The 14,837-nt window shown below is 52.8% G+C and carries 16 protein-coding genes; 10 read left to right on the top strand and 6 right to left on the bottom strand.

The features are described 5' to 3' along the window. The first annotated feature begins 607 nt into the window (after positions 1-607). From rpmH to ACUY4S_RS23220, 7 genes are all read left to right on the top strand, one after another. Positions 608-748 (top strand): 50S ribosomal protein L34, encoded by a 141-nt coding sequence (rpmH, locus tag ACUY4S_RS23250; RefSeq protein ID WP_000831330.1) that lies wholly within the window; start codon positions 608-610, stop codon positions 746-748. 16 nt (positions 749-764) lie between these two features. Further along, complete coding sequence (gene rnpA, locus ACUY4S_RS23245; protein WP_017458071.1) at positions 765-1,124, top strand: ribonuclease P protein component; 360 nt, start codon at positions 765-767, stop codon at positions 1,122-1,124. Then, a complete protein-coding gene (gene yidD / locus ACUY4S_RS23240) occupies positions 1,088-1,345 on the top strand; it encodes a membrane protein insertion efficiency factor YidD (protein WP_071890658.1) in 258 nt (85 codons plus the stop codon). The genes rnpA and yidD overlap by 37 nt, the downstream gene beginning before the upstream one ends. 2 nt (positions 1,346-1,347) lie before the next feature. Continuing rightward, positions 1,348-2,991 carry a membrane protein insertase YidC gene (yidC, locus tag ACUY4S_RS23235; protein ID WP_312691772.1) on the top strand — a complete coding sequence of 548 codons (1,644 nt, stop codon included), beginning with the start codon at positions 1,348-1,350 and terminating at the stop codon, positions 2,989-2,991. Positions 2,992-3,060: 69 nt separating this feature from the next. Then, a complete protein-coding gene (mnmE, locus tag ACUY4S_RS23230; protein ID WP_458023057.1) occupies positions 3,061-4,425 on the top strand; it encodes a tRNA uridine-5-carboxymethylaminomethyl(34) synthesis GTPase MnmE in 1,365 nt (454 codons plus the stop codon). A 313-nt stretch (positions 4,426-4,738) separates the two neighbouring features. After that, the gene (locus tag ACUY4S_RS23225; protein WP_312691774.1) at positions 4,739-5,485 is read left to right on the top strand and encodes a 4'-phosphopantetheinyl transferase family protein; all 747 of its coding nucleotides are present in this window, start codon (positions 4,739-4,741) and stop codon (positions 5,483-5,485) included. Positions 5,486-5,506: 21 nt separating this feature from the next. Next, the gene (locus ACUY4S_RS23220; protein ID WP_409429833.1) at positions 5,507-6,073 is read left to right on the top strand and encodes an NADPH-dependent FMN reductase; all 567 of its coding nucleotides are present in this window, start codon (positions 5,507-5,509) and stop codon (positions 6,071-6,073) included. 40 nt (positions 6,074-6,113) lie between these two features. Here ACUY4S_RS23220 and ACUY4S_RS23215 read toward each other — a convergent pair whose 3' ends face one another. Beyond that, positions 6,114-7,451, bottom strand: a complete 1,338-nt coding sequence (locus ACUY4S_RS23215; RefSeq protein ID WP_312691776.1) for an NCS2 family permease — start codon at positions 7,449-7,451, stop codon at positions 6,114-6,116. Positions 7,452-7,620: 169 nt separating this feature from the next. Here ACUY4S_RS23215 and yieH point away from each other — a divergent pair, with 169 nt between their 5' ends. From yieH to ACUY4S_RS23200, 3 genes are read left to right on the top strand one after another with little or no spacing between them, the layout of a single operon-like run. Beyond that, entirely contained in the window at positions 7,621-8,286 is a 666-nt protein-coding gene (yieH, locus tag ACUY4S_RS23210; RefSeq protein ID WP_312691777.1) for a 6-phosphogluconate phosphatase, read from the top strand. A 26-nt stretch (positions 8,287-8,312) separates the two neighbouring features. Next, positions 8,313-8,900: a PF03691 family colicin E2 tolerance protein CbrC gene (gene cbrC, locus ACUY4S_RS23205; RefSeq protein WP_312691778.1), complete on the top strand. Its 588-nt coding sequence runs from the start codon at positions 8,313-8,315 to the stop codon at positions 8,898-8,900. A 24-nt stretch (positions 8,901-8,924) separates the two neighbouring features. Further along, positions 8,925-9,824, top strand: a complete 900-nt coding sequence (locus ACUY4S_RS23200) for an ADP-ribosylglycohydrolase family protein (RefSeq protein ID WP_312691779.1) — start codon at positions 8,925-8,927, stop codon at positions 9,822-9,824. A 55-nt stretch (positions 9,825-9,879) separates the two neighbouring features. Here the strand turns inward: ACUY4S_RS23200 and phoU are convergent, their stop codons facing one another. From phoU to pstS, 5 genes are all read right to left on the bottom strand, one after another. Continuing rightward, on the bottom strand, positions 9,880-10,605 hold the full coding sequence (gene phoU, locus ACUY4S_RS23195; protein ID WP_017458061.1) for a phosphate signaling complex protein PhoU: 726 nt from the start codon (positions 10,603-10,605) through the stop codon (positions 9,880-9,882). Between the two features lie 71 nt (positions 10,606-10,676). After that, positions 10,677-11,450: a phosphate ABC transporter ATP-binding protein PstB gene (gene pstB, locus ACUY4S_RS23190; protein ID WP_312691780.1), complete on the bottom strand. Its 774-nt coding sequence runs from the start codon at positions 11,448-11,450 to the stop codon at positions 10,677-10,679. A 46-nt stretch (positions 11,451-11,496) separates the two neighbouring features. Continuing rightward, complete coding sequence (gene pstA, locus ACUY4S_RS23185; protein WP_312691781.1) at positions 11,497-12,387, bottom strand: phosphate ABC transporter permease PstA; 891 nt, start codon at positions 12,385-12,387, stop codon at positions 11,497-11,499. Beyond that, complete coding sequence (gene pstC / locus ACUY4S_RS23180; protein WP_312691782.1) at positions 12,387-13,346, bottom strand: phosphate ABC transporter permease PstC; 960 nt, start codon at positions 13,344-13,346, stop codon at positions 12,387-12,389. The genes pstA and pstC overlap by 1 nt, the downstream gene beginning before the upstream one ends. A 127-nt stretch (positions 13,347-13,473) precedes the next feature. After that, positions 13,474-14,514, bottom strand: a complete 1,041-nt coding sequence (gene pstS / locus ACUY4S_RS23175; protein WP_312691783.1) for a phosphate ABC transporter substrate-binding protein PstS — start codon at positions 14,512-14,514, stop codon at positions 13,474-13,476. Positions 14,515-14,837 lie beyond the last annotated feature (323 nt).

Genomic DNA, 14,837 nt, shown 5'->3' with positions numbered 1-14,837 from the left:
GGCGGACTCCACTCGAACGAAAATCGATAAATAGTAAAGACAGAAACATTAATGTTTTTTGACACACGTCGATAAGACCCAACCGGGTGACGTGCGAACCGCTATTTACGGTTTTTTTGCCCTGCTCACGATCCTGGATCGCGATCGGGACCGCGGATCATAGCGTAAACCGCGTCAGAGATCTTGTGTTTCTCACAGATTCTTCACGATTTATCCACAGGGCGATTTGGAACCGGGTAAGTGTAAACGATCCAGGGCCAGCCGCGGGACGATTTAGGCCGCATATTGGAAAATTTAATGAGTAATGCCGATTTATGGCTTAAACGATCTAATGAAGATCCTCGAGGATCCTTGCGCTTTGTAACGAGCTCCGTATAATCCTGCCCCCGGCGCGTTATGCTCTTATTCTGTCGTCGAATGCTGCTTATTTTTCGCGCGATTATGTGCGAAAATACGTGCGCTATAAGGAAAGAGAATTGACTCCGGAGTGTACAATTATTACAATCCGGCCTCTTTAATTACCCATGGCTTGCGCGCCAGTCGTTCGATATCCGTTCAGGCATACGCAAAAGTCAGTGAATTTATTCAAGTTTAGGTAGAAATCGCCATGAAACGCACTTTTCAACCGTCTGTACTGAAGCGCAACCGTTCTCACGGCTTCCGTGCTCGTATGGCTACTAAAAATGGTCGCCAGGTTCTGGCTCGTCGTCGCGCTAAAGGCCGCGCACGTCTGACCGTTTCCAAGTAATAAAGCTAACCCCTGAGTGGTTAAGCTCGCTTTTCCCAGGGAGTTACGTTTGTTAACTCCCACTCATTTCACTTTCGTCTTCCAGCAGCCACAACGGGCTGGCACGCCGCAAATTACCATCCTCGGCCGCCTGAATTCGCTGGGGCATCCCCGTATCGGTCTTACCGTCGCCAAAAAAAACGTCAAACGTGCCCATGAACGCAATCGGATTAAACGTCTGACGCGTGAAAGTTTCCGTTTACGCCAGCATGAATTGCCGGCAATGGATTTTGTGGTGGTGGCGAAGAAAGGGGTTGCCGACCTCGATAACCGTGCTCTCTCGGAAGCGTTGGAAAAATTATGGCGCCGCCATTGTCGCCTGGCTCAAGGGTCCTGATAGGCCTGATCAGGGTCTATCAGCGCCTGATTAGTCCGCTACTTGGGCCGCACTGCCGTTTCACGCCGACTTGCTCTCACTATGGAATTGAGGCATTGCGCAGGTTTGGAGTGATAAAAGGCAGTTGGTTGACAGTGAAACGCGTATTAAAATGCCACCCTTTACACCCGGGTGGAGACGATCCCGTCCCGCCAGGGCCTTCTAAAACCAGAGAACACTAACGATGGATTCGCAACGCAATCTTTTTATCATCGCTTTGTTGTTCGTGTCTTTCATGATCTGGCAGACGTGGGAGAAGGATAAAAATCCTCCTCCGGCGCAACAGACCACGCAGACTACGACCACCGCAGCGGGTAGCGCAGCCAACCAGGGCGTGCCGGCCAGTGGCCAGGGGAAACTGATAACGGTTAAGACCGATGTGCTTGATCTGACCATCAACACCCGTGGTGGTGATGTTGAGCAGGCGCAACTTCCGGGTTACCCGAAAGAGTTGGGCTCCAGCGAGCCGTTCCAACTGCTGGAAACCACCCCGGAATTTATCTACCAGGCGCAAAGCGGCCTGACCGGTCCGAATGGCCCGGATAACCCGGCAAATGGTCCGCGTCCGCTGTATAACGTGGAAAAAGATGCGTTTGTGCTGGCGGATGGCCAGAACGAACTGGCAATCCCGCTGACCTATACTGATGCCGCAGGCAACACCTTCACCAAAACCTTCACCCTGAAACGCGGTGAATATGCGGTGAACGTTGGTTATAGCGTGCAGAACACCAGCGAAAAACCGCTGGAAGTGGCAACCTTCGGCCAGCTGAAACAATCCATTAATCTGCCGGCTCACCGTGACACAGGCAGCAGCAACTTTGCGCTGCATACCTTCCGCGGCGCAGCCTACTCCACACCTGATGCGAAGTATGAGAAATACAAGTTCGATAACATCGCCGATAACGAAAACCTGAACGTCAGCTCTAATGGCGGTTGGGTGGCGATGTTGCAACAGTATTTTGCGACAGCCTGGATCCCGCGTAACGATGGTGCAAACAACTTCTACACCAGCAACCTGGGCAATGGCGTTGCGGCTATCGGCTATAAATCTCAGCCGATAACGGTTCAGCCTGGCCAGACAGGTCTGCTGAACAGCACCCTGTGGGTGGGTCCGGAAATTCAGGACAAAATGGCTGCAGCTGCACCGCACCTGGATCTGACCGTGGATTACGGTTGGTTGTGGTTTATCTCTCAGCCGCTGTTCAAACTGCTGAAATGGATCCACAGCTTCCTGGGTAACTGGGGCTTCTCAATCATCGCTATCACCTTTATCGTCCGTGGCATCATGTACCCGCTGACTAAAGCGCAGTACACCTCAATGGCGAAAATGCGCATGCTGCAGCCGAAAATTCAGGCTATGCGTGAACGTTTGGGTGACGATAAACAGCGTATGAGTCAGGAGATGATGGCGCTGTACAAAGCGGAGAAAGTAAACCCGCTGGGCGGTTGCTTCCCGCTGCTCATTCAGATGCCAATCTTCCTGGCGCTGTATTACATGTTGATGGGCTCCATTGAACTGCGTCATGCGCCGTTCGCCCTGTGGATCCATGACCTGTCTGCGCAAGACCCGTACTACATCCTGCCGATCCTGATGGGCGTAACGATGTTCTTCATTCAGAAGATGTCGCCGACCACCGTGACCGACCCGATGCAGCAGAAAATCATGACCTTTATGCCGGTCATCTTCACGGTGTTCTTCCTGTGGTTCCCGTCAGGTCTGGTGCTGTACTATATCGTCAGCAACCTGGTAACCATTCTTCAGCAGCAACTGATTTATCGTGGTCTGGAGAAACGTGGTTTGCATAGCCGCGAGAAGAAAAGCTCCTGATACGAGTAAAATTCAGACAAGGCGGTCAACTGACCGCCTTTTTTATTTTGAGATTTTGGAAAACAAACCATGAGCCATAACGACACGATTGTCGCCCAGGCCACCCCTCCGGGTCGCGGTGGTGTGGGCATCCTGCGTATTTCCGGCCGCCAGGCGCGCGATGTTGCTCAGGCAGTGTTGGGCAAGCTGCCAAAACCGCGTTATGCCGACTATCTGCCGTTTCAGGATGCAGACGGTACAGCACTGGATCAGGGCATCGCCCTGTGGTTCCCAGGGCCGAATTCTTTCACCGGTGAAGATGTGCTGGAACTGCAGGGGCATGGCGGCCCAGTGATCCTCGATCTGCTGTTAAAACGCATCCTGACACTGCCAGGGCTGCGCATCGCCAGACCAGGGGAGTTTTCTGAGCGCGCATTTCTCAACGATAAGCTTGACCTGGCGCAGGCAGAAGCCATTGCCGATTTGATTGATGCCAGTTCAGAGCAGGCCGCCCGCTCAGCGCTGAACTCGCTGCAAGGGGCATTTTCCGCCCGGGTCAATCACCTTGTGGAAGCACTTACTCACTTGCGCATCTATGTCGAAGCGGCCATTGATTTCCCGGACGAAGAAATCGACTTTCTTTCTGATGGCAAAATCGAAGCGCAATTGAATGGTGTGATTGCCGATCTCGACGCAGTACGTGCCGAAGCGCGCCAGGGGAGCCTGCTGCGAGAAGGAATGAAGGTGGTGATCGCAGGTCGACCAAACGCTGGTAAATCCAGCCTGCTGAATGCACTGGCAGGTCGTGAAGCCGCCATCGTTACCGACATTGCCGGCACCACCCGCGACGTGCTACGCGAACACATTCATATTGATGGTATGCCGTTGCATATTATCGATACAGCAGGTCTGCGCGAGGCCAGCGATGAGGTTGAGCGCATCGGTATTGAGCGTGCGTGGCAGGAAATTGAGCAAGCGGATCGCGTGCTGTTTATGGTCGATGGCACCACGACTGACGCCATAGATCCCGCAGAAATCTGGCCGGACTTTATTGCCCGATTGCCCGCCAGGTTGCCGATCACGGTTGTGCGCAACAAAGCGGATGTGACAGGCGAGACGCTGGGTATCAGCGAGGTGGGTAGTCACTCACTTGTTCGTCTTTCTGCGCGCACCGGCGAGGGCGTTGAGATCCTGCGCCAGCACCTTAAACAGAGCATGGGTTTTGATACCAGCATGGAAGGCGGCTTCCTCGCACGTCGTCGCCATTTGCAAGCGCTGGAAGCAGCAGCAGAGCATCTGCAGCAGGGTAAAGCACAACTGCTAGGAGCCTGGGCGGGAGAGTTACTGGCCGAGGAACTGCGCCTGGCTCAGCAAAACTTAAGCGAAATCACCGGCGAGTTCACTTCCGATGATTTACTGGGACGTATTTTCTCCAGCTTCTGTATTGGCAAATAAACCGGGTAAAACAGCGGGCAGGACCGGTTTTCGGCTGCCCGCCCTGGCTTCAGATGAGCGACCCCTCCGGCTCGGGTATATTATACAGCACACACACGATTAACCTTATCACCCTGCCAGTTTTGCCCTCAAACCCTTGTGGAACGATGAATGAGTGTGGTGTGGTGGTCAGATTTAGGATTATCTAAAGAAAGTGTAAATATCACCCGTTAGGACTTTTCAGATGCGAATTTCCGCATTAAAACCTATTTACTATCGGCGATAATATTGGTCACCGATTCGACTAACTCAGACCATTATCACGGAGCGAAAAATGGCTACGCATTTTGCAAGAGGGATTCTTTCAGAGGGGCACCTCGTTTCCACACGATTGCCGCTCTCCTGCCATGACAGCGCCCGTCAGCTTCCTGAGCATCGCCGCTCGCGTTACCTGGCTTCACGTGCGTTGCTCGCCGAAATGATGTTTATGCTTTACGGCATCGGCGAGCTGCCGGAGATCGTCATCCTGCCGGGTGGCAAGCCCGTGTTTGCCGATAGCAGCCTGCCGCACTTTTCGCTGGCCTATGCCGGAAACATGGTAGGGGTCGCACTTACCACCGAAGGCGAATGCGGTCTGGATATGGAGCTTCAGCGTGCCACCCGCGGCTTTCACAGTCCTCATGGGCAAAAGCAATATACCTTCACCGGTAACGAGCAACTGTGGATCAATAACCAAAACGATCCCAACGAGGCACAAATTCAACTACTGACGTTGCGCCAGAGCGTGATGAAACTTATCCACCAAATGCAGGATGATCCGGGTCTGCTGCAATTGTTGCCGGGCTCCGGGCGACTGCGCGTGGCTGAACTGGCGCAAGTTGAAGTCATGTGTGATGCTGAAGATGTTTTAATCTGGTCGGTCGCCGTTGCACCTGCGATCGAAAGTCTGAAAATCTGGGAATTTGACAGTCAAAAAGGGTGGCGTTACCTCACCGATGTGCAAACACGCGCCAATGATCCAGCCTCCCGCTTGATGCGATTTACCAGCTTACCTGCCGAAAAATCCCTGATCCCTCACTGATCCGTGAGCAAGGAGTCATCAATGTCTGCTGAACTCAAAGTTGTGACACTACTCGGGAGCCTGCGTAAAGGCTCATTTAACGCTATGGTTGCCCGCACGCTGCCGAAACTCGCCCCTGCAGGTATGGACGTCACGCCTCTGCCGTCTATCGGGGGTATTCCGCTATACGACGCGGACATTCAACAGGAAGAAGGGTTTCCAGACAGTGTTCAGGCCATTGCCGCGCAAATTCATGCGGCCGATGGCGTGGTTATTGTCACGCCGGAATATAACTACTCCGTACCGGGCGGGCTGAAGAACGCAATTGACTGGCTGTCGCGCCTGCCGGAACAGCCGCTGGCCGGGAAACCGGTATTGATTCAGACCAGCTCAATGGGTGCGATTGGCGGCGCGCGCTGCCAGTATCACCTGCGTCAGATCCTCGTTTTCCTTGATGCAATGGTAATGAACAAACCGGAATTCATGGGCGGCGTGATCCAGAACAAAGTGGATCAACAGATGGGGGAAGTGATCGATCAAAGCACGCTTGACCATCTGACAGGCCAGTTAACGGCCTTTGCCGACTATATCCAGCGCGTTAAACGGTAATGGGTTTCCCCTCTCCCGGCCGGGAGAGGGGAATGACGCATCAATGCGCGTCAATAAAGATGATTTTCAGCAGGAACAGTAACGCAACCACAATCACGCACGGGCTGAGATCGCGAAAACGTCCGGTACCGATCTTCATCACGCAGTAAGAGATAAAGCCAAGCGCGATACCTTCGGTAATAGAGAAGCTAAATGGCATCATCACCGCTGTGATAAACGCCGGTACCGCTTCAGTCAGGTCTTCCCACTTCACACGCGCCAGGCTGGACGTCATCAGTACGCCAACGTAGATCAACGCGCCCGCAGCGGCATAGCCAGGCACCATGCCCGCCAGCGGTGACAGGAAAATGACCAGCAGGAACAGCAGCCCCACGACGACAGCCGTCAGGCCAGTACGCCCACCCACCGACACGCCGGAGGATGACTCAATATAGGCCGTTACCGAAGAGGTGCCGATAAAAGAACCGGCAACCGACGAGATACTGTCAACAAACAGCGCTTGCTTCATGCGCGGGAATTTACCGTTCTCATCCACCAGCCCGGCTTTATCCGTTACGCCAATCAACGTACCAGAAGAGTCAAACAGGTTGACCAGCATGAAGGAGAAAATAACGCCAGCGAGGCCGATATTAAAGGAACCGGCAAGATCGACATTACCCACGACCGTCGCCACGCTCGGCGGCGCAGAAACGATGCCGTGATACTGCACATCACCCAGCATCCAGCCCAACAACGTGGTCACCACGATCGACACCAGTACGGCTGCGTGAATGCTGCGGGAGGCAAGAATAGCGATAATGAAGAAACCGAGAACACCGAGCAGAACGCTGTGGGACGTCAGGTTACCAATGCTCACCAGCGTCTCTTTATTCGGCACGATAACACCGGCGTTTTTCAGCCCCATCATACCGATAAACAAACCGATACCACTGGTGATCCCAACACGCAGGCTGACCGGAATGTTGGCAATCATCCAGTAACGCACACGGAATACGGTCAGCAGCAGCAGGCCAACAGCACCCCAGAAAATAGCGCCCATTCCGATTTGCCATGGCAGGCCCATTGCGCCAACCACGACAAAGGCGAAGAACGCATTCAGTCCCATGGCCGGAGCCAGTGCGACGGGTAAGTTGGCCACAAGCCCCATCAGAATACTGCCGAAGGCAGCAATCAGACAGGTGGTCACAAATACTGCGCTGGTATCCATTCCGGCGACGCCCAAAATTTGGGGGTTAACAAAAACGATATACACCATTGTCAAAAACGTCGTAAAACCGGCGATCACTTCGGTGCGTGCCGATGTGCCATGCTCGCGCAATTTAAAGACGCGCTCAAGCATCCCCTGGCCCGACGGCTGGGTAGTGTGTTGTTGGCTCATTATCAATTTCCGGAATAGGAGGGAAAATTCGTCGCTATCCTATACCAAAATGAGACAATGTTGACGGTTATCACACACTTTTTTTCATTGAATTTACTTATACGGCAACGATTGCGTCCCGCCATCTGCGTTAAGTAAACGTTAAACTAAACACAAAACAGGAAACGGCATGTCCCAAATTGAAGCAGTATTTTTCGACTGTGACGGCACCCTGGTCGACAGTGAGGTAATTTGTTCCCGCGCTTACGTGCATATGTTTAAGGAATTTGGCATCACCCTGGATCTGGATACCGTCTTTAAACGCTTTAAGGGCATGAAGCTGTACGAAATTATTGATGTGATTGCACAAGAGCATGGGGTAACGCTGGCGAAAGAAGCGCTGGAGCCCCTCTACCGCGCGGAAGTGGCACGGCTGTTTGATACAGAACTGGACGTCATTGCTGGTGCCGGGGCGCTGCTGGATGCGGTAAGCGTACCCATGTGCGTGGTTTCTAACGGACCGGTCAGCAAAATGCAACACTCGCTGGGCAAATTAGGTTTGCTACATCACTTTCCTGACAAACTGTTCAGTGGTTATGACATCCAACGCTGGAAGCCCGATCCGGCGTTAATGTACCATGCGGCTGAGGCCCTGAAGGTTGATCCGGTAAACTGCATTCTGGTGGATGACTCCACCGCCGGTGCCCAGTCAGGCATTGCGGCGGGAATGGAAGTGTTTTACTTCTGCGCCGATCCGCATAACAAGCCTATCGACCACCCGAGAGTGACGACATTCACGGAGTTAGCGCAGTTGCCAGCGCTGTGGCGCGCACGCGGGTGGACTCTTACGCGTTAAACCCAACCACTAAACAGGATGTTTTTATGGCTCAGGCAAATCGCCCTTTACCGGTATTTAAATATCACCCTCAACCCCTTGAAACGGGGGTCTTTTTCGACGACAAAATCGTCACATGCGCCTGCTGTCAGCAATCGACCGGGGTGTATTACACCAATCCGTTCTATAGCAGAGAAGAGATTGATTACCTCTGCCCGTGGTGTATTGCAGACGGCTCTGCTGCGCAAAAATTCGATGGCAGCTTTCAGGATGAAGCCAGCATTGATGGCGTAGAAGGTGAATTTGACTATGAAGGTGAATTCACCGGTTTCAAAAACCCCTGGCCTGAGGCCAGCCTGATTGAGCTTACTGAACGAACTCCCGGGTACTGCGGGTGGCAACAAGAGCACTGGCTGGCACACTGCAACGATTTTTGCGCCTTTGTCGGTTATGTCGGCTGGGAAGAAATTGCCGATAAACTGGATCAGTTTGTCGATCTGCATGCTGACTGCCACGCGATCGGTATTGAATACGATAAATTAGCGCAATATTTGCGGGATGGTGGAGACTGCCAGGGGTATTTATTCCGTTGTTTACACTGCGGAAAACTGCGGCTGTGGGCCGATTTTTCCTGATGACAACGCAAAAGGAGTACACCGATGCCTGAGTTGATCGAACGCTATCAGGGTTGCCTTCTTGGGCTCGCCGCTGGCGATGCCGTGGGCACCACGGTGGAGTTCAGCCCGAAAGACTCTTTCCCACCTGTCAGCGATATGGTGGGCGGCGGCCCGTTTCATTTACAGGCAGGGCAATGGACAGACGATACCTCGATGGCGCTGTGTCTGGCTGAGAGCCTGCTTTCTTGCCACGGTTTTGATGCCAAAGATCAGATGAACCGTTATCTGAACTGGTGGAAGTGGGGTTATTTAAGCTCAACGGGTCACTGCTTTGACATCGGCATGACCGTGGCGGGCGCGCTGCAAAAATTCGCCAATGATGGCGAACCGTTTGCCGGTTCCAGCGATCCGCGAACCGCGGGTAACGGCTCGCTGATGCGTCTTGCTCCTGTGGTGTTGTGGTATTACCCGGATGTGACGCAAGCGCTGGAGTATGCCGAAGCCTCCTCACGCACCACGCATGCCGCGCCGGAAGCTGTCGCCAGTTGCCGCCTTTTTGCTCAAATGTTGATAAATGCGCTGAACGGAAAAAACAAGCACGACATAGTGACGGCTATTCCGCAGTTACCGGAGCCCGAAAAACTTCGCCACATTGCAGAAGGTCGCTATCTGCAAAAATCACGGGCGGACATCTTCGGCACTGGCTACTGCGTCCAGAGCCTGGAAGCCGCGCTGTGGTGTTTCATGCAGGGTCATGATTTTGAAGAGACGATCCTGCTGGCCACTAACCTTGGCGATGATGCAGATACCACTGCCGCCATTGTCGGCCAGCTTGCTGGTGCTTATTACGGCGTGAAGGGCATCCCGCAACCGTGGCGTGAGAAGCTGTGGCAGTGCGAAGATATTGAAAGCATGGCCTCCAGGATGCTGGAGAAAGCCTGAAACAAAAACCCCCTCAGCAACGAGGGGGTTCTTTTTAGCGATAACGCGTGAGTCTTTATTCCTTTGGGTCTTTCCCGGCCAGCAACTTATCCAGCTCGTCACCACCCACGTGACGGAAATCCTGTCCCTTCACGAAGTAGAAAATGTATTCGCAAATATTCTGGCAACGGTCGCCGATACGCTCGATAGATCGGGCGCAGAACAGCGCAGTCAGAACACTGGGAATAGTACGGGAATCTTCCATCATATAGGTCATTAACTGACGCACGATGCCTTCGTATTCCTGATCCACTTTTTTATCTTCGCGGTAAATGCGCACGGCTTCGTCCAGATCCATGCGGGCGAATGCATCCAGCACATCATGCAGCATCTGCACGGTGTGGCGACCCAGCGACTCCAGGCTCACCAGCAGTGGCTGGTGCTGTTGAGAAAATTTCTCCAGCGCCGTACGGCAAATTTTATCCGCCACGTCGCCAATACGTTCCAGCTCGGCAATGGTCTTGATAATGGCCATCACCAGACGCAAATCGCTCGCTGTCGGCTGGCGTTTAGCAATGATACGCACACAGGCTTCATCGATGGCGACTTCCATCATATTCACCTGTTTGTCGCCTTCAACAACGCGCTTTGCCAGCTCGCTGTCCTGGTTGTGCATGGCGGTGATCGCATCAGAAAGCTGCTGCTCCACCATCCCACCCATGGTCATTACCTGAGTGCGAATGCTTTCCAGCTCAGCGTTGAACTGCCCGGAAATATGTTTATTAAGGTTGAGGTTGTCCATGGTTCAACTCCAAATGCCCGACAAAATTCTCGTGAATACAAGGTTGCTTAAACCTTTGCGGCTCGGGCATATCAACCGTAGCGCCCGGTAATGTAGTCTTCGGTTTGTTTCTTTTTCGGCTTGGTGAACAGATCATCCGTATTGCTAAACTCAATCAGTTCACCGAGGTACATAAATGCCGTGTGATCGGAACAACGCGCAGCCTGCTGCATGTTGTGGGTAACGATAACCACGGTGTAATCCTGTTTCAGTTCAGTGATCAGTTCTTCAATGCGACCGGTTGAAATCGGGTCAAGTGCCGAACACGGCTCATCCAACAACAGCACTTCCGGGCGGATAGCGATCCCACGAGCAATACACAGGCGCTGCTGCTGACCACCGGAGAGAGAGTACCCGCTCTGATGAAGTTTATCCTTGGTTTCATTCCATAATGCGGCCTTGGTCAAAGCCCATTGCACACGTTCGTCCATATCGGCACGGGAGAGCTTTTCAAACAGACGCACACCAAAAGCGATGTTGTCGTAAATCGACATCGGGAACGGCGTCGGCTTCTGGAAAACCATGCCGACTTTCGCACGCAACAGCGCGATATCCTGCGTATTGGTAAGGATGTTGTCACCATCCAGCAGGATCTCGCCTTCGGCGCGCTGCTCCGGATAGAGTTCGAACATTTTATTGAAAGTACGCAGCAGCGTTGATTTACCACAGCCTGAAGGCCCGATAAACGCCGTCACCTGATTTTTGGCAATATCCAGGCTGATGTTTTTCAGTGCATGGAATTTGCCGTAATAGAAGTTCAAATCACGAACCTGAATTTTGCCCGGCGTCGTCTCAACCATACTCATTTATTTCGTTCCTCAACTCGACGCCGCTGTCGCCGCGTCGCAAAAATTAACCGTGTTTACTCTTCGCGAAAATCACGCGCGCCAGAATATTCAGCAACAGTACACAGAGTGTAATAATCAGAACCCCGGCCCAGGCCAGCTGTTGCCATTCGGCAAACGGGCTCATGGCAAATTTGAAAATCGTCACCGGCAAGTTCGCAATAGGCTGCATCATATCGGTGCTCCAGAACTGGTTAGAGAGTGCCGTAAACAGCAGCGGGGCAGTTTCACCCGCAATACGCGCAACCGCCAGCAGTACACCGGTCATGATCCCCGAGACAGAGGCTTTCAGGGTAATAGAGGCAATCATCTTCCACTTCGGGGTGCCCAGCGCATACGCCGCTTCACGCAGACTGTCCGGCACCAGTTTCAGCATGTTTTCCGTGGTACGGATAACAATCGGCACCTGCAACAGCGCCAGCGCAATCACGCCAGCCCAGCCGGAGAAGTGCTGCATCTGCGCGACCACAATGGTGTAGACGAACAGGCCAACCACAATCGACGGTGCGGAAAGCAGAATATCATTGATAAAGCGGATCACTTCCGCCAGTAGAGACTTACGGCCATACTCCGCCAGATAAATCCCCGCCAGAATGCCCAGCGGTGTACCGATAACCGTCGCCCAAAGGATCAGCAGACCACTGCCCGCCAGCGCATTCGCCAGCCCGCCCCCAGCCGTATTCGGCGGCGGTGTCATTTCGGTGAACAGTGCCAAAGACATGCCGTCGAAACCCCGTGAGACGGTAGACAGCAGGATCCACACCAGCCAGAACAAACCAAATGCCATGGTCGCCATCGACAATGTCAATGCAATCCGGTTTTTCAGACGGCGACGCGCCTGCATTTTACGACGTGATTCGGCCAGCTCTGCCGTGCTTTGCATTTCAAGCGTAGCCATCAGCGTGCCCCCTCATTTTTTGCCAGACGCAGGATCATCACTTTCGAGATGGCCAGCACAATAAAGGTGATCACGAACAGGATCAGGCCCAGCTCCATCAGTGCCGCTACATGCAATCCAGATTCGGCTTCGGCAAACTCATTCGCCAGCGCGGAGGTAATGCTGTTGCCCGGCATAAACAGCGAAGCGCTGTCGAGCTGATAGGTGTTACCGATGATAAAGGTCACCGCCATGGTTTCACCCAGTGCGCGGCCAAGCCCCAGCATAACGCCGCCTATGACCCCGTTTTTGGTGAACGGCAACACGATGCGCCATATCACTTCCCACGTGGTGCAGCCAATGCCATAAGCCGACTCTTTCATCATCACCGGCGTTTGTTCAAAGACATCGCGCATCACTGCCGCAATGTACGGAATAATCATAATAGCGAGGATCACCCCGGCCGCCAGAATGCCAATACCAAACGCCGGGCCTTCAAACAGCGCCCCCACAAATGGAATATTGGAGAGCACATTGCCCACCGGCTCCTGGAAATAGGTGGCGAACAGCGGAGCGAAGATAAACAGGCCCCACATGCCATAAACTATACTTGGAATGGCCGCCAGCAGTTCAATGGCGATACCCAGCGGACGTTTCAGCCAGTTCGGCGCCAGCTCGGTCAGAAACAGGGCAATACCAAAACTAACAGGAACCGCGATCAGCAGGGCGATAACTGAGGTCACGATGGTGCCGTAAATCGGTACCAGCGCACCATAGATATCGTTCGGCGCATCCCACTCTTTGGTCCATAAAAACGCGAAACCAAACTTCTGTATGCTTGGCCAGGCGGAGAAAATCAGAGAAACGATAATGCCACTGAGCAGCAATAGCACAATCAGCGCAGCCAGTCTTACCAGTGCGCTGAAGATCATGTCGCCTTTTTTACCCGGTGGGTTAAATGCCGGCTTGGTTGCAGCCATAAATTACTCTTTAGTTTAACGTCTTACGAATTCGCCCGTCGGCGCGTGTGCACGCTTACGGGCCTACAGAGAATCTGTAAGGCGAGTGGTGTAAGCGCCACCCGCCATATTCTTCAAAAATCTGCTATTAGTACAGTGCCTTACCGCTGCTGTCTTTCACGTTGGCTTTCCAAGCTGCGCGAACCTGGGTTACTACGCTTTCCGGCAGGGTGGCATAGTCGAGTTCATTCGCTTGTTTGCCGCCGTTTTTGTACGCCCAGTCGAAGAATTTCAGGACTTCAGCGCCTTGTTCCGGTTTAGCCTGCTCTTTATGTACCAGGATGAAAGTGGTAGAGGTGATTGGCCACACATCTGCGCCTTTCTGGTTCGTCAGATCCTGAGCAAAAGATTTGCTCCAGTCGATATCTTTCGCCGCGTTAGAGAAGCTAGTCTCCGTCGGGCTCACCGCTTTACCATCAGCGGACATCAGTTTGGTGTAGGTCAGGTTGTTTTGCTTAGCATAAGCATATTCAACATAACCAATGGAACCCGGCAGACGTTGTACAAATGCCGCGATACCGTCGTTACCTTTACCACCCAGGCCGGTCGGCCAGTTAACCGTAGAGCCGGAACCCACTTTTGATTTCCACTCTTCGTTCACTTTCGCCAGGTAGTTGGTGAACACGAAAGAGGTACCGGAACCATCGGCACGACGAACGACAGCAATGTTCTGTGAAGGCAGTTTCAGGCCTGGGTTGAGTTTCGCAATGGCTGCGTCATCCCATTTTTTGATATTGCCCAGGTAGATATCACCCAGCGTTTTACCGTCCAGCACCAGCTCACCGGATTTGATGCCCGGAACGTTGATAGCCAGTACAATCCCACCGATAACGGTCGGGAACTGGAACAGACCTTCCTGAGCCAGTTTATCGTCAGCCAGCGGAGCATCAGAGGCACCGAAATCCACTGTTTTAGCGGTAATTTGTTTCACGCCACCGGAAGAACCGATACCCTGGTAGTTAATCTTGTTACCGGTTTCTTTTTGATAGGTATCCGCCCATTTGGCATACACCGGCGCCGGGAAAGTTGCACCCGCACCTGTCAGGCTTGCAGCTGCGCTGGCGGCGAAAGCGCTCAGAGAAAAGGTCGCGGCGACAACAGTTGCGACAGTGGTACGCATAACGTTCATAATGTCTCCTGCAAGGGTCGTAAATCGTTGTTTGAGTTGCTACTCGGAGCAAAATAGGACACTTTGATGACAGTTATATGCAATGAATGTTACTGTTTAATGACAACGGAAAAATATCGTCACCAGCTCATTTAAAAATTAATAAAATCAATAAATTAAACAGCACCTACCACGGCATTGTTACCGAAATATTTTGTTTTTATGACATTCAAAAAATAGTTGAAAATCAGAATTTGTCATAAGGCATTTGTCGAACTAAAGCCGCTTTTTTTGCCTCCTGCAATCCCTTTCCTGTGGATTTTGCCATCATCCACCGCCGATTT

It is taken from the genome of Kosakonia beeri (genome assembly GCF_054165705.1).
The sequence above is the reverse complement of the archived record's forward strand: the minus strand, read 5'-3'. Positions and strand labels throughout refer to the sequence as shown.